At 72.7% G+C, this 16053-nt stretch carries 17 protein-coding genes and 1 pseudogene; 9 read left to right on the forward strand and 9 right to left on the reverse strand.

All coding sequences use genetic code 11. The annotated features are described in order from the left end of the window. The 3 genes from ABT381_RS30715 to ABT381_RS30725 form a co-directional block, all read left to right on the forward strand. Positions 1 to 1097 (forward strand): S1C family serine protease (locus ABT381_RS30715; RefSeq protein WP_351599934.1); only part of this gene is annotated, 1097 nt, incomplete at its 5' end. A gap of 214 nt (positions 1098 to 1311) precedes the next feature. Beyond that, entirely contained in the window at positions 1312 to 1773 is a 462-nt protein-coding gene (locus tag ABT381_RS30720) for a sec-independent translocase (RefSeq protein ID WP_351599936.1), read from the forward strand. Between the two features lie 117 nt (positions 1774 to 1890). Next, complete coding sequence (locus tag ABT381_RS30725; RefSeq protein ID WP_351599938.1) at positions 1891 to 2538, forward strand: hypothetical protein; 648 nt, start codon at positions 1891 to 1893, stop codon at positions 2536 to 2538. A 102-nt stretch (positions 2539 to 2640) separates the two neighbouring features. Here the strand turns inward: ABT381_RS30725 and ABT381_RS30730 are convergent, their stop codons facing one another. The 3 genes from ABT381_RS30730 to ABT381_RS30740 are packed head-to-tail and all read right to left on the reverse strand — an operon-like array spanning position 2641 to position 5814. Beyond that, the gene (locus tag ABT381_RS30730; RefSeq protein WP_351599939.1) at positions 2641 to 3798 is read right to left on the reverse strand and encodes an Mrp/NBP35 family ATP-binding protein; all 1158 of its coding nucleotides are present in this window, start codon (positions 3796 to 3798) and stop codon (positions 2641 to 2643) included. 59 nt (positions 3799 to 3857) lie between these two features. Continuing rightward, the gene (locus ABT381_RS30735; RefSeq protein WP_351599941.1) at positions 3858 to 4439 is read right to left on the reverse strand and encodes a DUF1003 domain-containing protein; all 582 of its coding nucleotides are present in this window, start codon (positions 4437 to 4439) and stop codon (positions 3858 to 3860) included. After that, entirely contained in the window at positions 4429 to 5814 is a 1386-nt protein-coding gene (locus tag ABT381_RS30740; RefSeq protein WP_351599943.1) for a magnesium transporter MgtE N-terminal domain-containing protein, read from the reverse strand. Before ABT381_RS30740 ends, ABT381_RS30735 begins: the two co-directional genes overlap by 11 nt. Positions 5815 to 6073: 259 nt before the next feature. On the opposite strand from ABT381_RS30740, the gene ABT381_RS30745 reads away from it, so the two are divergent. Further along, entirely contained in the window at positions 6074 to 6868 is a 795-nt protein-coding gene (locus ABT381_RS30745) for a hypothetical protein (RefSeq protein WP_351599945.1), read from the forward strand. A 48-nt stretch (positions 6869 to 6916) separates the two neighbouring features. On the opposite strand, the gene ABT381_RS30750 is transcribed toward ABT381_RS30745, so the two are convergent. Next, positions 6917 to 7462, reverse strand: coding sequence for a hypothetical protein (locus tag ABT381_RS30750; RefSeq protein WP_351599947.1), 546 nt, complete (start codon positions 7460 to 7462; stop codon positions 6917 to 6919). 84 nt (positions 7463 to 7546) lie between these two features. Beyond that, the gene (locus ABT381_RS30755; RefSeq protein ID WP_351599948.1) at positions 7547 to 8674 is read right to left on the reverse strand and encodes a magnesium and cobalt transport protein CorA; all 1128 of its coding nucleotides are present in this window, start codon (positions 8672 to 8674) and stop codon (positions 7547 to 7549) included. 477 nt (positions 8675 to 9151) lie between these two features. On the opposite strand from ABT381_RS30755, the gene ABT381_RS30760 reads away from it, so the two are divergent. The 4 genes from ABT381_RS30760 to ABT381_RS30775 all read left to right on the forward strand — a co-directional run bounded on the left by ABT381_RS30760 (position 9152) and on the right by ABT381_RS30775 (position 12360). Continuing rightward, positions 9152 to 9736, forward strand: coding sequence for a suppressor of fused domain protein (locus ABT381_RS30760; RefSeq protein ID WP_351599949.1), 585 nt, complete (start codon positions 9152 to 9154; stop codon positions 9734 to 9736). 170 nt (positions 9737 to 9906) lie between these two features. Beyond that, on the forward strand, positions 9907 to 10545 hold the full coding sequence (locus ABT381_RS30765; RefSeq protein WP_351599950.1) for a DUF6758 family protein: 639 nt from the start codon (positions 9907 to 9909) through the stop codon (positions 10543 to 10545). 203 nt (positions 10546 to 10748) lie between these two features. Beyond that, positions 10749 to 11624: a PHP domain-containing protein gene (locus ABT381_RS30770; RefSeq protein WP_351599952.1), complete on the forward strand. Its 876-nt coding sequence runs from the start codon at positions 10749 to 10751 to the stop codon at positions 11622 to 11624. A gap of 130 nt (positions 11625 to 11754) precedes the next feature. Further along, the gene (locus ABT381_RS30775) at positions 11755 to 12360 is read left to right on the forward strand and encodes a MarC family protein (protein WP_351599954.1); all 606 of its coding nucleotides are present in this window, start codon (positions 11755 to 11757) and stop codon (positions 12358 to 12360) included. A 144-nt stretch (positions 12361 to 12504) separates the two neighbouring features. Here ABT381_RS30775 and ABT381_RS30780 read toward each other — a convergent pair whose 3' ends face one another. Continuing rightward, positions 12505 to 12663 carry a DUF8834 family protein gene (locus ABT381_RS30780; RefSeq protein ID WP_351599956.1) on the reverse strand — a complete coding sequence of 53 codons (159 nt, stop codon included), beginning with the start codon at positions 12661 to 12663 and terminating at the stop codon, positions 12505 to 12507. A 228-nt stretch (positions 12664 to 12891) separates the two neighbouring features. Between ABT381_RS30780 and ABT381_RS30785 the strand changes: the two genes are divergently transcribed. After that, positions 12892 to 13824 (forward strand): NYN domain-containing protein, encoded by a 933-nt coding sequence (locus ABT381_RS30785; protein WP_351599958.1) that lies wholly within the window; start codon positions 12892 to 12894, stop codon positions 13822 to 13824. Between the two features lie 21 nt (positions 13825 to 13845). Here the strand turns inward: ABT381_RS30785 and ABT381_RS30790 are convergent, their stop codons facing one another. From ABT381_RS30790 to ABT381_RS30800, 3 genes and pseudogenes are all read right to left on the reverse strand, one after another. Further along, on the reverse strand, positions 13846 to 14289 hold the full coding sequence (locus ABT381_RS30790; RefSeq protein WP_351599960.1) for an SRPBCC family protein: 444 nt from the start codon (positions 14287 to 14289) through the stop codon (positions 13846 to 13848). Positions 14290 to 14454: 165 nt separating this feature from the next. Next, positions 14455 to 15318, reverse strand: a complete 864-nt coding sequence (locus tag ABT381_RS30795) for an alpha/beta fold hydrolase (RefSeq protein ID WP_351599962.1) — start codon at positions 15316 to 15318, stop codon at positions 14455 to 14457. Positions 15319 to 15488: 170 nt separating this feature from the next. Further along, positions 15489 to 16053, reverse strand: a pseudogene (locus ABT381_RS30800) (DEAD/DEAH box helicase); the annotation flags it as partial.

Genomic DNA, 16053 nt, shown 5'->3' on the forward strand with positions numbered 1-16053 from the left:
GGATCGTCGTGGGCGCCGTCGCGCTCGCGTTGGTGGCGGGCGGCGTGGGCGGCGGCGTCGGCGCGTACATGGAGCGCGACGGCGGCGTCGGCGACGTCCGGCTGCCGCAGGTCTCCGGGGAGCAGTCCGGCCGCGCCCCGGACAGCGTGGCGGGCATCGCGCGTGCCGCGCTGCCCGGCGTCGTCACGCTGCACGTGCGCGGCGGCGGCGAGGAAGGCACCGGCACCGGCTTCGTACTGGACCGCCGCGGCCATCTCCTGACGAACAACCACGTCGTCGAGGCCGGCGGCGCGGACGGCGAGATCTCCGTCACGTTCAGCGGTGGCTCCACCGCCACCGGCCGCGTCGTGGGCCGGGACAGCGGCTACGACCTCGCCGTCGTCAAGGTCGACGGCGTCGGCGACCTCAAGCCGCTCACCCTCGGCGACTCCGACGACGTACGCGTCGGCGACCCCGTCGTGGCGATCGGCGCGCCCTTCGACCTCGCCAACACCGTCACCGCCGGCATCATCAGCGCCAAGCAGCGCCCCATCACCGCGGGCGGCGAGAGCGGCGACGGCAGCGACGTCAGCTACGTCGACGCGCTGCAGACCGACGCGCCGATCAACCCGGGGAACTCCGGCGGGCCGCTCGTCGACGGCCGGGCGCACGTGATCGGCATCAACAGCGCCATCCGCGCGGCCGGCAGCGGCGACAGCCTCGGCGGCGAGCAGGGCGGCAGCATAGGGCTGGGCTTCGCGATACCGATCAACCAGGGCAAACGCGTCGCCGAAGAGCTGATCAACACCGGCCGGGCGACGCATCCGGTGATCGGCGTGACGCTGGACATGGGGTACTCGGGGGACGGCGCCCGGGTCAGCGCCAAGAGCCGGGGCGGCGGCGCGGCGGTCACGCCCGGCGGGCCCGGCGCGCGGGCCGGCATCAAGGCGGGCGACCTGATCACGGAGGTGGACGGCGGTCCCGTGCACAGCGGTGAGGAGCTGATCATCAAGATCCGCAGCCACCGCCCCGGGGACCGGCTGAAGCTGAGAGTCGAGCGGGACGGCAGCCCGCGCACGGTCGAGATCACCCTCGGCTCGTCCACCGACCAGAGCTGACCGGTACCTGGATGGTCCCTGACCGGCCTCTGGATGAACCCTGGCCGATACCTGACCGCCGGCGACCGGAACCGCCGGCACCCCCGGATGCCTCGATCGTTTGCACGGTGTTGGGGCGGGTGACTCCCGTTGGACGGCCGGGGCCAGGTACCGTGATAGTCGGCCTGGCCGGTAGGCCGCAGGATGGGCCGCGGACGGATCAAGGAGCTGCCAGGTGTTCTTCGACATAGGACCCCTCGAGCTGGTCGCGCTCGTGATCCTCGCGGTACTGATCTTCGGCCCGGACAAGCTGCCGAAGGTGATCCAGGACGTGACGGGATTCATCCGCAAGGTGCGGCAGTTCTCCGACAGCGCCAAGGAAGACATCCGCTCGGAGCTGGGCCCCGAGTTCAAGGACTTCGAGTTCGAGGACCTGAACCCGAAGAACTTCGTACGCAAGCACGTCCTGGAGAAGGACGAGTACGGCCTCCAGGAGATCCGCAACGGCTTCGACGTGAAGCAGGAGATGGCCGAGGTCACGGAGGCCGTCCGGGGCAACGGCGACGGCGGCGGTGGCGTCCGGCACAGCCTCACCAAGGAGTCCCCGGACGCCGCGAGCGGCACGTCCGACCGGTTGACCAAGCGCGAGGCCCCCGCCGCGGAGGACCGTCCGCCTTTCGACGCCGACGCCACCTGATACGTCCGTATGTCCGGCTGTGTTGACGCGTATGGCTATGCTCCCCGTGTCCGGGGTGAGGTCGCCTGAGGGGGGCGGGCCGCCCACGACGCAGGGCAACGAGGAGGCTCCGCGCAGATGGAGACGAAGAGTCGGGCCGGCGCACACCCGGTGTCCGTTGACACCGGGGAGAAGGTCGACGGCTATCTGATGGCCGATTTCCCGTGGTACGGCCTGGACGAGGCGTTCACGGGCCCGCGCCGGCTGATGCACGCCGGCGTCACCCCCCAAGGCACGGTCGAGCACGGTTCGCTCGCGCACGGCGAGGAGCCCACCATTCGGGTGGAGACCGTGCCGGACGCCGAGCGCTTCGCCGTCGTGGTCACCGTCCCCTGCCGCCCCGTACGGCGCAGCGCGGACGGCACGGGCGTCCTGGAAGCCACCTCGGTGTCCTCGGCCGCCTGGCTGGCCGGCTCGGGCCTGCTGAACTGCACCTGGCCGGTGCAGATGGAGCGGGCGCTGCGGCAGGACTGGCTGGACCAGCAGACCATGCTCGCGTGGGAGCTGGCGGACGACCTGACCGGCGAGGCGTGGAGCGAGCTGACGCTCCCGGTGGACGGCGTGCCGACGCCGTTCCACTACCGCGAGTCGGAGTACGGCTGGGTGCTCGCGGGCTCCGCGGGCGACGGCGCGGACGGCGCGCACATCGGCGCGTACGGGCGCGGCATGAGCGCCTACGGGCTCGGCTTCGCGGTCGTGAAGGACATCAAGTCGTACGAGGGCTGAGCCCCCGCCGGGGCCCGCCACGCCCCGGCCCGCACGACGAAGGGGCGGACCGTTCGACGGCCCGCCCCTCCCGTGAAGCCCGGAAATCGCCCGGCTACGCGCTCAGAACTTGTTGCGCGGGGTGATCCCCAGCGACATGCCCGACAGGCCGCGCTGGCGGCCGCCCAGCTTGCCGGCGATCGCGCGGATCGCCGCGCCCGCGCCGGAGTCCGGATCGGTGAGCACGATCGGCTTGCCCTCGTCGCCGCCCTCGCGCAGCCGCACGTCGATCGGGATGGAGCCGAGCACCGGCACCTGCGTACCGGTCGTCTTCGTGAGGCCCTCGGCGACCCGCTCGCCGCCGCCCGTGCCGAAGACGTCGACGATCTCGCCGCTGGGCAGCTCCAGGCCCGCCATGTTCTCGACCACGCCGACGATCTTCTGGTGGGTCTGTACGGCGATGGAGCCGGCCCGCTCGGCGACCTCGGCGGCGGCCTGCTGCGGGGTGGTCACGACGAGGATCTCGGCGTTCGGCACCAGCTGGGCCACGGAGATCGCGATGTCGCCCGTGCCCGGGGGCAGGTCGAGCAGCAGGACGTCCAGGTCGCCCCAGTACACGTCCGCGAGGAACTGCTGGAGCGCGCGGTGCAGCATCGGGCCGCGCCAGACGACCGGCGCGTTGCCCGGGGTGAACATGCCGATCGAGATGACCTTCACGCCGTGCGCGGCCGGCGGCATGATCATGTTCTCGACCTGGGTGGGGCGGCCCTCGGCGCCCAGCATCCGCGGCACGGAGTGGCCGTAGATGTCCGCGTCCACGACGCCGACCTTCAGGCCGTCGGCCGCCATCGCCGCCGCGAGGTTCACCGTCACCGAGGACTTGCCGACGCCGCCCTTGCCGGAGGCGACCGCGTAGACCCGGGTCAGCGAGCCGGGCTGGGCGAAGGGGACCTCGCGCTCGGCGGTGCCGCCGCGCAGCGCCGTGGCCAGCTCCTTGCGCTGCTCGTCGCTCATCACGTCCAGCTCGACGGCGACGCTGGTGACGCCCTCGACCCCGGCGACCGCGTCGCGCACGTTGCTGGTGATCGTCTCGCGCATCGGGCAGCCGGAGACGGTGAGGTAGACCGCGACCGACACCGTGCCGTCGGCCGCGATGTCCACCGATTTGACCATCCCCAGCTCGGTGATGGGGCGGTGGATCTCGGGGTCGTTCACCGTCGCGAGCGCATCGCGGATCGCGTCCTCGCTCGGAGCGGCCGTTGTGGGCGTGTCGGTAGCCATGACCCGATGGTACGGCTCAGTAGGGGGCCTCCGGAAAGCCCCGTCGGCGGTCGTGTTCGTCACTCTCGGTGGCGGCGGGCCGACGTGCGTTCCTCGTACTCGCCGTCCTCGTCCCGCCGTTCCTCCAGTTCCTTGATCATGTCCTGCAGTTCCGAGCGGATCCAGTCGCGGGTGGCGACCTCGCCGAGGCCGAGGCGGAGCGCCGCGATCTCGCGGGTCAGGTACTCGGTGTCGGCGATCGACCGCTCGTTCTGCTTGCGGTCCTGTTCGCGGCTGACCCGGTCCCGGTCGTCCTGCCGGTTCTGCGCGAGCAGGATCAGCGGCGCGGCGTACGACGCCTGAAGGGACAGCATGAGGGTCAGGAAGATGAAGGGGTACTCGTCGAAGCGCAGCGGTGCGGGCGCCGAGATGTTCCAGGTGACCCAGATGATGATCAGGACGGTCATCCAGACGATGAACCGGCCGGTGCCCAGGAAGCGCGCGATCTTCTCCGACAGCCGCCCGAACGCCTCCGGGTCGTACTCCGGCAGCAGGCTGCGGCGCGGCGCGCGCGGCACGTCCAGCCGCACCCGCGCGCGCTCCCCGGTGGCCGCGGCGGCCCGCGCCCGCTCCTTCGCGCTCTCGCGCTCCTCAACGCCCATGCGCGCCCCCGCCCGCGGCGCCGGCGGCGCTGCTGCCCGGAGCGCCGCCCGCGTGCCCGTTGGCGCGGCCCTCCGCCCGGTCCGCTTCGCCCCCGGCGAGGTGATCGGTGGCGTCCACCCCGGGCGCGCCGTGCAGGTCCGTCTCGCGCCAGTCCTCGGGCAGCAGGTGGTCCAGTACGTCGTCCACGGTCACCGCGCCCAGCAGCGACCCGCTCTCGTCCACGACCGGCGCGGCGACCATGTTGTACGTGGCGAGGTAGCTGGTCACGGACGGCAGCGGGGTGTCCGGCGGCAGCGGCGGCAGATCGCTCTCCACGATGGCGCCGACGAGGGTGAAGGGCGGGTCGCGCAGCAGCCGCTGGAAGTGGACCACGCCGAGGTACTTGCCGGTCGGCGTCTGGTCCGGCGGCCGGCAGACGTACACCTGGGCGGCGAGCGCGGGGGAGAGGTCGGGATCGCGCACCCGGGCGAGCGCGTCGGCGACCGTGGCGTCCGCGCCCAGCACGATCGGCTCGGTGGTCATCAGGCCGCCCGCGGTCCGCTCCTCGTACGCCAGCAGGCGCCGTACGTCGGCCGCGTCGGACGGCTTCATCAGGGTCAGCAGCCGCTCCTTCTCCTCCTCGGGGAGCTCGGAGAGCAGGTCGGCGGCGTCGTCGGGGTCCATCGCCTCCAGGACGTCGGCGGCCCGCTCGTCCTGCAGCTTGCCGAGGATCTCGATCTGGTCGTCCTCCGGCAGCTCCTCCAGGACGTCGGCGAGCCGGTCGTCGTCCAGCGCGGCGGCCACCTCGACGCGGCGCTTCGGGTTGAGGTGGTGCAGGACGCTCGCCAGGTCGGCGGGGTGCAGCTGCTCGAAGGTGGCGAGCAGGCTCTCCGCGCCCTGCCCGTGCTCCTCCAGAGAGAACCCGGTGACCTGCGACCACTCCAGGGTCAACGTTTCTCCGCGGCGCCGCAGCGTCCCGCCCTTCCCCTTCCGTACGAAGACCTTGTCGATCTCCCAGTCGCGGCGGGCCGGCAGCTGAGTGATGCCGATGTCCAGGACGGTGACCTCTTCGTCGGTCTCCACGATGCGCACCCGGCGGTCCAGCAGCTCGCCGAGGACGAGGGTCTCCGAGGCGCGCTGCTCGAAGCGCCGCATGTTGACCACGCCGGTCGTGATCACCTGGCCGGACTCCACGCCCGTCACCCGCGTCATCGGCAGGAAGATCCGGCGCCGGCTGATCACCTCGACGACCAGTCCCAGCAGCCGCGGCGGCCGGCCGCCCACCCGCAACATGGCCACCAGGTCCCGCACCCGGCCGACCTGGTCGCCGTTGGGGTCGAAGACGGCGATGCCGGAGAGGTGCGAGACGAACACCCGGGGGGTGACCACCGCCATGCCGCGCGCCTCCGCTCCTTCTCCTCCGGCTCCCGGCGGACCAGGGCCACCCGACTCCCGATAAAACGGCTGAAATCGCGCTTCAGCCGGACTTCAGGCTAACGCGCCCGCCGGACGGGTGCCCCGGCAGGCACCACCGTACGACTGTCCCCTTCTCCGCCCCGGCCCTCCGCGTCGGAAGGTGTGCGGGGCACCGGTACGCTGCCGTACGCCGTCGAGGCCACCGCGACCGACCCAGTGCACCAGGAGGCAGGCAGCCGTGACCGCTATTTCGCCAGGTTCGCCAGGAACGAGCCGCCGGTCCCGCACCGCCCGCCGCCGCGCGGGCCGGGCGACGGCCGTCGCGGCGGTGTGCGCGGGCCTGGCCCTTGCGCTGGCGGCCTGTGGCGGCTCGGAGGACCCGGACGCGGGCACCAACGGCGTCGGGAAGCTGTCCCCCGCCAAGATCCGGAAGAAGACGCTGGCCGCCGCGGACAGCGCGGGGAGCGTCCACGTCTCCGGCAAGCTCGTCAGCGGCCGCAGCACGTACGAACTGGACATGCGGCTGGCCCAGAACGGCGGCAAGGGCACGGTCGCCACGAAGGACACCACCTTCTCCCTGCTGCGCATCGACCGGTCGCTGTGGGTGAAGGCGGATGCCGACTTCTGGGCGCATCAGAAGGGCTCCTCGCCGAGCGGTAGCGACACCGCGGCCGCCGCCAAGCTGGGCGGCAAGTACGTGAAGGTGCCCTCCGAGGACCGCACCTACCGGCAGTTCAGCGGCTTCACCGAGAAGGAGCCGCTGCTGGACACGCTGCTCACGCTGCACGGCGGCCTCTCCCGGGGTGCGCACGGCAGCCTGGACGGGACCCGCACGATCCGGGTCGCGGCCGCGCGGGGCAACGGGGGCACGCTGGACGTCTCCCTGGAGGGCGAGCCCTACCCGCTGCGGCTGCAGCGGGCCGGCGGCGCGGGCGTGGTCACCTTCGCCGACTGGGACGAGCACATCGAGCTGGAGCGCCCGGACGACGACAAGGTCGTGGACTACGGGGAGAGCCTCGGCAGCGGGAACTGATCCCGCCGCGCCGGCATTACGGGAGCGACGCTCCCTGTGCGGCGGTACTCAGCCGCGCCGCTTCCGGCGCAGCAGCTTCGGGAGCGCGGCGGGGACCGGCTCGCGGGTCGTGGCGCCGGTCGGCAGCGGGCGGGCCGCCTGCGCGTCCGCGCCGAAGTCCGTACGGGCGGCGGGCGCCCCGTCCTCCGTGAGCGGGGCCAGCCGCAGCACCCGGCACTCGCGGGCCCAGCGCTCCGGCATGGTGTCCGCGTCCGGCGCGTTCAGCCGCTTGCCCTTCAGCTCGCCGACGGCGGCCTCCCAGGACTCGCTGTGCGGCGCGGCCTCGGTGACCCGGGCCGTCCAGGCGACCAGCCGGCCGCCCTTGTCCTTGCTGCGCACGGTGACGGTGGCGGTGCCGCCGTCGGTGAGCCCGAGGTCCGCGAGCGGCTGCTCCAGGGGGCCGTCGCCGACCAGGCACGCGGCGCCGTCGTGCCAGACGTGCCACAGCGCGCGGGCCGGGCCCTCGGTCCCCTGGACCCAGATGAGGCCGGACTTCTTGGTGGCCTCCTCGATGAGGGCCTGATCGAGCAGCGGCTGGGGCACGGTCTCCGTCATGCCCGCAAGCCTAGAGGGGCCCGTGCGGGGAGCGTGCCGCCGCCCCGCGCCGAGCGCTCGTGCCGCTGTGCGCGCCCCCGCCCGCTACAGCCAGCCGTTGCGCTTGAAGCCGCGGTGGATGCCGAAGCAGATGACGACCGTGAGCATCAGGACGGCCGGGTAGCCGTACTTCCAGTGCAGCTCGGGCATGTACTTGAAGTTCATGCCGTAGATCCCGGCGATCATCGTCGGCACGGCGAAGATCGCCGCCCACGACGTGATCTTGCGCATGTCCTCGTTCTGCGCCACCGTCGCCTGCGCCAGGTTGGCCTGGAGGATGGAGTTCAGCAGGTCGTCGAAGTTGAGCACCTGCTCGTTGACGCGCGCCAGGTGGTCGGCGACGTCCCGGAAGTACTTCTGGATGTCGGAGTCGACCAGCCGCATCGGCCGCTCGCTCAGCTGCTGCATCGGCCGCAGCAGCGGCGAGACCGCCCGCTTGAACTCCAGCACCTCGCGCTTGAGCTGGTAGATCCGCCCGGCGTCGCCCTTGGACGCGCTGCCGCCCCGGACCTGCGCCTTGCCGTTCGTGCCGGAGCTGAAGACGTCGATCTCGACCTCGTCGATGTCGTCCTGCACGGCGTCGGCGACCGCGATGTAGCCGTCCACGACCTGGTCGGCGATGGCGTGCAGCACGGCCGAGGGGCCCTTGGCGAGCAGCTCGGGGTCGTCCTGGAGGCGGTGCCGCAGCGCGCGCAGCGAGCCCTGGCCGCCGTGCCGGACGGTCACGATGAAGTCCCGGCCGGTGAAGCACATCACCTCGCCGGTCTCCACGACCTCGCTGGTGGCGGTGAGCTCGGCGTGCTCGACGTAGTGGATCGTCTTGAAGACGGTGAAGAGCGTGTCGTCGTACCGCTCCAGCTTGGGCCGCTGGTGGGCGTGGACGGCGTCCTCGACGGCCAGCGGGTGCAGCCCGAACTCCTGGGCGATGCCGGCGAACTCGCGCTCGGTCGGCTCGTGCAGCCCGATCCAGGTGAAGCCGCCGTTCTCGTGCACGTCGGCGATGGCCTCGGAGGGGCTGACGTGGTTGCTGACGCGGCGTCCGTCCCGGTAGACGCCGCAGTCGACGATGGCGCTGTTGGCCGAGGCGGCGCGGGTGGTGTCGTACTCGTACGGGGAGTCGCCGCGCCGCCGGGAGGGGCGGACGGCGGCGCGCAGGTCGCGGATCATCGACATGGCGGGCTCCTTCACGGGCCGGCCGTCAGCCGAGGGCGCGGGGCGTAACGCAACCCGGAACGTGGACGTACGCGGCATCGTCGGCCGTACGTCCGCAAAGCGGGCGGCGCTCCGTGCGGTGGTGCTGACGGCAGTTCGCAGTGCGGAAAGAACAGAGAAAACCGAGGTGCAGGCGTTCTTCCGTCAGGTGCTGCCGGTGCGAAGGGACTTCACGGTTTCACCGCGACGCGGTGGGGTACGGAAGCTCTCGAGATCAGGAGAGTCGCATCATCAGCGGGAGGACGGGAGAACTGCCGGTACTGCACGGTCGACTAGGATCCATGCCAGTCCCACCTCCTCCGGTCGGTCCCTGCTGGGGGACGACGTCTTTCGCTGACCAGATGGCAAGGCTATCAGCCGACTGAACCGTTACGGCCCCGCTCCGCCGCCGCTTTGCCTGTTCCATACCGGGTGCCCGCGCGGGCCTATGCTCGCCGCATGTCTGACGTTCTTGAGCTGGTCGAGGCCCGGCTGCTGATGGCCCTGGGGAAGCCGGACGCGCGCGCGGCGGTGACGTTCCTCGGTACGGACCGCATCGAAGTACTGCGCTACGCCGACGGCGAGCTGGTGCGATACGTCACCCTCGGCATGTCCGCCAACCCCATGACGGACCCCTCGGAGGTACTCGCCGACCCGCTGCGGGGCCCGCGCGCCGAGCTGGTCCTGACCGTGCGGAACGGCCGCGCCGACACCGACAAGGTGCTCAGGTCCCTCGCCGTACTGGCCGCTTCCCCGCAGGTCGAGGGCGTCATCGTGGCCCCGGGCGCGTCCCTGGACGTGGGTGAGCCGCTGTGGCCGGGCGCCCCCTTCACCTCGGTGCTGGTCACCGAGGGCGGGGGACTGGTGGAGGACCTGGAGCTCGACGACCCCATGGACCCGGTGCGCTTCCTGCCGCTGCTCCCGATGACGCCGAACGAGGCGGCCTGGAAGCGGGTCCACGGCGCGGCGGCCCTGGAGGAGCGCTGGCTCCAGCAGGGCACCGACCTGCGGGACCCGCTGCGGAACGGCGTACCCCTGGACTGACGCGGCGGTCCTGTGGGCCGACGCACGGAGATCGAAACGTCACCGTATGAAGATGGCGTGATCGGAGTGGCTGTTTGGCCTGAAGGTGACCGGTGCCGAGCGGCGCAGGGCCGCCCCGGACGGGTGATCGTCCTTGACGCGCGGGCGGCCCTGGAGGACCGTTGAGCTTTATGAGGGGCGAACCCAGTTGCCCGAAGTGCGGTGGCCGGGTGCGGGCGCCCGGTCTCTTTGCCGACTCCTGGCAGTGCGACGTGCACGGCACCGTGCACCCGCTCCAGCCGGTCGTGCCGCCGAGCGTCGAAGCGCTGGCCGTGGTGGTGAACCGTGCGCGCGTTCCCGTATGGATGCCGTGGCCGCTGCCGGTGGGCTGGCTGTTCACCGGTGTGGCCTGTGCGGGGGACGACCGCAGCGGCGGCCGGGCCACGGCGGTGGCCTGCTCGGGACCCGGACCGCTGGGCGGGCCGGGCGAGCTGGTGCTGGTCGCCGAGGAGCTGGGCGTCGGCCTCGGCGCGCGGTATGCGGGCATCGACGGCCCGGACCCGGGCCCGCGCATGAAGGTGGAGCGGCCGCCGCACGCCAAGGTGCTGGCCGCCGGCCGGCCCACCCCGCTGTGGCACGTCGAGGGCGTCCCCGAGGACCGCGCGGTCTTCGCGGGCGAGGCGTGCGGGCTGTGGCTGTGGGCGGTCGTCTGGCCCGAGCAGTCGGGCCTGATGATGTACGACGAACTGGTCCTGACCGACCTGCGGGACGCGGGTGCCGAGGTCGACCTGCTGCCGTGCGGGGCGCTGTCGCCGCGCATCCTGTCCTGAGGTCTGCGCGCATCGCGTACTGAGGTCGGCACGCGGCCTGTCCTGAGACTCGGGCCGAGAGCCGCGCGCCCGGGAGCGGTGCCTACAGCGGCGCGGGGGTGGCCGTCCGGACGCCGGTTATCCTTTGGGGCGTCCCCTGTTGTCCGGCGCCCTGTCCGGCCGTTGCCCGGTCCGCCGTCCCGTCCGTGTCTGGAGTCCGCGTCGTGCGTATCGACCTGCACACCCACTCCACCGCGTCCGACGGCACGGACACCCCCGCCGAACTGGTACGCAACGCCGCCGACGCCGGTCTGGACGTCGTCGCGCTCACCGACCACGACACCGTCGGCGGACATGCCGCGGCCAAGGCGGCACTGCCGCCCGGCCTCACGCTCGTGACCGGCGCCGAGCTGTCCTGCCGGCTGCCGGCCCGCGACGGCAGCGGCGACGGCATCAGCCTGCACATGCTGGCCTACCTCTTCGACCCCGAGGAGCCGGAGCTCGCCCGCGAGCGGGAGCTGGTACGCGACGACCGGGTGCCGCGCGCCCGCGGCATGGTCGCGAAGCTCCAGGAGCTCGGCGTGCCCGTCACCTGGGAGCAGGTCGCGCGGATCGCCGGGGACGGCGCGGTCGGCCGGCCGCACATCGCCACCGCCATGGTCGAGCTGGGCGTCGTGCCCACCGTCTCGGACGCCTTCACCCCCGAGTGGCTGGCCAACGACGGACGGGCGTACGTCGAGAAGCACGAGCTGGACCCCTTCGAGGCGGTCCGGCTGGTCAAGGCCGCGGGCGGGGTCACCGTCTTCGCGCACCCGCTGGCCCTCAAGCGCGGCGTGTGCGTCCCCGAGAGCGCGATGGCCGAGCTGGCCGCCGCCGGTCTGGACGGCATCGAGGTCGACCACATGGACCACGACGCGCCGACCCGGGAGAGGCTGCGCGGCATGGCCGCCGACCTGGGCGTGCTCACCACCGGCTCCAGCGACTACCACGGCAGCCGCAAGACCTGCCGGCTCGGCGAGTACACCACCGACCCCGAGATCTACGGGGAGATCGTGCGCCGCGCGACCGGCGCGTTCCCCGTCCCGGGCGCCGGCGGCTGAGCCGGGCCGCCCCGCCCCACACCTCTCCGCCCCCAGCGGCTTTCCGGCGCCCCGCGCCGTCTTCCTCCCCCCCCGTACGTGCGCCGTGGTGTGCGCGTGCGTCCGTACCACTCCTCGCAAGGCCATCACCGTGTTCGACCTCGCTGTCTTCGGATCCCTCTTTCTCACGCTTTTCGTGATTATGGACCCCCCTGGAATCACCCCGATCTTCCTCGCCCTCTCCTCCGGCCGCCCGGCCAAGGTGCAGCGCCGGATGGCCTGGCAGGCGGCGGCCGTCGCGTTCGGCGTCATCGCCGTCTTCGGCGTCTGCGGCCGGCAGATCCTGGCGTACCTGCACATCTCCACGCCCGCGCTGATGATCGCGGGCGGGCTGCTGCTCCTGCTGATCGCGCTCGACCTGCTGACGGGGAAGTCGGAGGAACCGACGCAGACCAAGGACGTCAACGTCGCGCTCGTGCCGCTGGGCATGCCGCTGCTGGCCGGGCCCGGCGCGATCGTGTCGGTGATCCTCGCCGTGCAGCACGCGCAGGGGTTCACAGGCCAGGTGTCGGTCTGGGCGGCGATCGCCGCGATCCACGTGGTGCTGTGGCTGGTGATGCGCTTCTCGCTGGTGATCATCCGGGTGATCAAGGACGGTGGGGTGGTACTGGTGACCCGGCTCGCCGGCATGATGCTCTCCGCGCTGGCCGTCCAGCAGATCATCAATGGCGTGACCCAGGTGATCAACGCCGGCTGAGGCGCCAGCGGTGCGCACCGGGAAGCCGGGCCCGGGCGTGCGCGCCGCGCCGGAAGGCGCCGTCCCCGTACAACACGCCGCCCCCGTACGGATCGTCCGTACGGGGGCGCTGCTTTCGATGGCCCGAAGAGGCCGGGGGCCGCGTTACGAAGCGGCCGCCGCGGAATCGGCGGGGCGGATGTAGATGCGCTGGCCGATTGCGGCGGCCTGCTGCACGATCTGATTGACGGAGGCGGCGTCCACGACGGTGCTGTCCACGGCCATGCCGTTGACATCGTCAAGGTGCATGATTTCGAAGCGCATAAAGGGCTTCTCCCTTCGTCTGATCCTCCTGAGGAGAACTGCTGAAGCGGCACGAGTGCCTGTCATCGGTGTCAGGCGTGCCATAGGGGACAACGAAGTGCTCTGAGCAATAATTCCCTACGCTAAAGAAAATTTTCGCGAGGCTAATTACTCACCAGTCAGTACGGCCGTCGCACGCCGCCCGGCCGGTTGTGTCTCCCCCGCCCGCGCCAGGAGAATCGGACCGGTATGAACGACGACCTCCGGCCCGCGGGCCCCACCGACCTCACCGCTGTCGTGGCGGGCATCGAGCGCACCAACGAGCTGCTCAACCGCGTCCTGGCCGAGGTCGCCACCACCCCCTCCACGCACGCGGTCTTCGTCGACGCGGGCTACCTCTACGCCGCGGCCGGCCGGCTGGTCACCGGCACGGAGGACCGCCGCTCCTTCGACCTCGACGCCGAGGGGATCATCGACGCGTTCATCGAGATGGCCCGCACGGTCTTCCCCGACAGCCGGCTGCTGCGGGTGTACTGGTACGACGGCGCGCGGCGCCGCATCCACACCCTGGAGCAGCAGTCCATCGCCGAGCTCCCCGACGTCAAGGTCCGCCTCGGCAACCTCAACGCCAACAACCAGCAGAAGGGCGTCGACTCCCTGATCCGCTCCGACCTGGAGTCGCTCGCCCGGCACCGCGCCATCAGCGACGCGGTGCTCATCGGCGGCGACGAGGACCTGGTCTCCGCCGTCGAGGCGGCGCAGGGGTACGGCGCGCGGGTGCACCTGTGGGGCATCGAGGCCACCGAGGGGCGCAACCAGGCCGAGCCGCTGCTCTGGGAGGTCGACAGTCAGCGCACCTTCGACCTGGAGTTCTGCAAGCCGTACGTCACCGAGCGCACCGTCTACGACAGCGGCCCCACGGGCGCGGCCGACGACGGCCCGGCGCCCCGCCGCGAGGACGTCCGCTTCGTCGGCGCGCAGATCGCCGCCCAGTGGCTGGCCTCGCGCGGCCGGGACTGGACGGCCGACCTGCTGCCCGGCCATCCGTACCTCCCGGGCGCCGTCGACCAGGACCTGCTGACCACCGCCGAGGGCCTGCTGCGCCACTCCCTGCGCCCGTACGCGGACCTGCGGCGGGTACTGCGGGACGGCTTCTGGGAGCACGTACGGGCGCAGTTCTGAGCCCGCGCGCGGCCTGGAGCGTCAGTGCGCCACGTACTCCGCGAGGCGCGCGAAGAAGCCGGTCCAGCCCGCCTTGGCCTGCGCGTACTGCCCGGCGGACAGCGTGCCGCCGGTCTGCTGGAAGTCCATCTCGGTCTTGTCGCCGAGGCCGTTGAGGGCGACGGTGACCAGCTCGCCCTCGGCGTCCTCCGGGGCCGAGGCGTCCTTCAGGGTGAAGACCAGCCGCTCGGGCGGCACGATCTCCCGGTAGACGCCGTGGAACGGCAGCTCGCCGCCGTCCGGGGTGCGCACGACCAGGTGCCACGCGCCGCCCGCCCGTACGTCCATCGCCATCTCCTCGACGGGGACCTCCAGCTCGCCCCCGTACCAGTACGCGAGGGCCTCCGGCGTCGTCCACGCCTGGAACACCCGGTCCCGCGGGGCGTCGAAGAGGCGAATGATCGAAATGCCGCTGTCGTCCGTCATGGCCGTCCGTCCTCCGTCATCGGGTGCGCGGTGGGCCCGAGCCTGTGTCCGAGAGCCTGTGGCTGCCTACAGATGGTCGCCCGGACGGGGGCTGCCGGCTTCCCGGAGCGGCCGGAGGAGTGCCGTTCCGGCCATTCCGGGATGTCGCGCGGCGGGACGGGCGCGCTACCGGCCGGCCGCCTCGTCCCAGAAGGAGACCAGGGCCGCCGCCGTCTCCTCGGGCCGGTCGACGTTGGGGGAGTGCTCGGCGCCCGCGACGACGGTGCGGCGCGCGCCGAGCCGCTCGGCCATCTCGTCCAGCTGCGGCACCGGCCAGGCGTAGTCGACGGCGCCGGACAGCACGTGCTTGGGCAGCGGTACGGCGGCCAGCGCGGCCACCCGGTCGGGCTCGCCCGCTATCTGCCGGGCGGTGCCGATCAGCTGCTCCGGTACGGTGCCCAGCCAGCGCCGGTGCAGGAACTCGGCGACCTCCGGCGGGGTGGTCTCGCCCGCCGCCTCCGGGGGGTCCAGCTCCCGCATCGCCTGCCAGACGGCCTCCATCGTCAGCGTCGTCAGCGCGTCGATGAGCATCTTGGCGCGGGCCTGCTGCTCGGGGGCGACCGCCGCCGGCCCGGAACTCATCAGCGTCAGCGAGCGGTACGGCGCGGCGTCGTCGAGGACCGCGGCCCGCGCCAGCAGTCCGCCGAGCGAATGCCCCAGCAGATGCACCGGGCCCGCGTCGAGCGCGGCGGCCTGCGCGGCGATGTCCCGCGCCAACTCGCCCTGGGCGTACGCCTGTTCCTCGCGCGGCCCGGGTGACTCGTACTGGCCTCTGCCGTCCACGGCCACGGTGCGGTACCCGGCCGCCGCCAGGGGCGCGAGCAGCGGCAGGAAGTCCTCCTTGCTGCCGGTGAAGCCCGGTACCAGCAGGGCGGTGCCGCGCACGGGGCCGTCGGGGCGCGCGTCGTGCACAGCGAACTCACCCCGCCCCGTGGCGAGTCGGTACGCACGGGCACACACGGGCAGCTCAAGGAACGGGGGCCTACTCATGGACCAGAGGCTATCCGGGACGGATGTCCGGCGGGTGCCGGAAAGATGACGTCCTCCGGCTCCGCCGTACGGCGTACGGCATACGTCGTACGGCAGTGGGCGGATCCGTCCGTACGCCGACGGCCCCGTACCGGCTGAGCGGTACGGGGCCGTCGACGGCGTGCGCGGGATCAGCCCTCGGGCGTGGCCTCGGGCGCCGCGGCCGTCTTCTTGGCAGCGGCCTTGCGCGTCCGGCGCGGCTTGGCGGGCGCCTCGGCGTCCGCGTCCGTGCCCTCGGCGGCACCGGTGGCGGCCTCGGCCTTCTTGGCGGCCGTCTTGCGGGTACGGCGCGGCTTGGCCGGGGCCTCGTCCGCCGCGAGGGCGGTGGCCTCGGCGCCTTCCGCGGCGTCCACCGCGGCCTCGGCCTTCTTGGCGGCGGTCTTCCGCGTCCGGCGCGGCTTGGCGGGCGCCTCGGTGGCCTCGGCGGTCGCGTCCGTGCCCTCGGCGGCCTCGACGGCCGTCTCGGCCTTCTTGGCGGCCGTCTTGCGCGTCCGGCGCGGCTTGGCCGGTGCCTCGGTGGCCTCGGCCGTCGCCTCGGTGGCCTCGGCCGTCGCCTCGGTGCCCTCGGCGGTGTCCACCGCGGCCTCCGCCTTCTTGGCGGCGGCCTTGCGCGTACGGCGCGGCTTGGCGGCCGGCGCGTCGGCGGCGGGCTCCTCGGGGGCGCTCTCCGTGACGGTGGCCTTCGCGGCGGCGCGC

The organism is Streptomyces sp. NPDC000151 (genome assembly GCF_040301705.1).
Classification (GTDB): Bacteria; Actinomycetota; Actinomycetes; order Streptomycetales; family Streptomycetaceae; genus Streptomyces.

What these genes read in the sequence shown, in the direction of transcription:
- ABT381_RS30725 (WP_351599938.1), top strand. Translation starts at nt 1,891, where the DNA reads ATGGAGACGAAGAGTCGGGCCGGCGCACACCCGGTGTCCGTTGACACC.
- ABT381_RS30730 (WP_351599939.1), bottom strand. Translation starts at nt 3,798, where the DNA reads ATGGCTACCGACACGCCCACAACGGCCGCTCCGAGCGAGGACGCGATC.
- ABT381_RS30735 (WP_351599941.1), bottom strand. Translation starts at nt 4,439, where the DNA reads ATGGGCGTTGAGGAGCGCGAGAGCGCGAAGGAGCGGGCGCGGGCCGCC.
- ABT381_RS30740 (WP_351599943.1), bottom strand. Translation starts at nt 5,814, where the DNA reads ATGGCGGTGGTCACCCCCCGGGTGTTCGTCTCGCACCTCTCCGGCATC.
- ABT381_RS30750 (WP_351599947.1), bottom strand. Translation starts at nt 7,462, where the DNA reads ATGACGGAGACCGTGCCCCAGCCGCTGCTCGATCAGGCCCTCATCGAG.
- ABT381_RS30755 (WP_351599948.1), bottom strand. Translation starts at nt 8,674, where the DNA reads ATGTCGATGATCCGCGACCTGCGCGCCGCCGTCCGCCCCTCCCGGCGG.
- ABT381_RS30760 (WP_351599949.1), top strand. Translation starts at nt 9,152, where the DNA reads ATGTCTGACGTTCTTGAGCTGGTCGAGGCCCGGCTGCTGATGGCCCTG.
- ABT381_RS30765 (WP_351599950.1), top strand. Translation starts at nt 9,907, where the DNA reads ATGAGGGGCGAACCCAGTTGCCCGAAGTGCGGTGGCCGGGTGCGGGCG.
- ABT381_RS30780 (WP_351599956.1), bottom strand. Translation starts at nt 12,663, where the DNA reads ATGCGCTTCGAAATCATGCACCTTGACGATGTCAACGGCATGGCCGTG.
- ABT381_RS30785 (WP_351599958.1), top strand. Translation starts at nt 12,892, where the DNA reads ATGAACGACGACCTCCGGCCCGCGGGCCCCACCGACCTCACCGCTGTC.
- ABT381_RS30790 (WP_351599960.1), bottom strand. Translation starts at nt 14,289, where the DNA reads ATGACGGACGACAGCGGCATTTCGATCATTCGCCTCTTCGACGCCCCG.
- ABT381_RS30795 (WP_351599962.1), bottom strand. Translation starts at nt 15,318, where the DNA reads ATGAGTAGGCCCCCGTTCCTTGAGCTGCCCGTGTGTGCCCGTGCGTAC.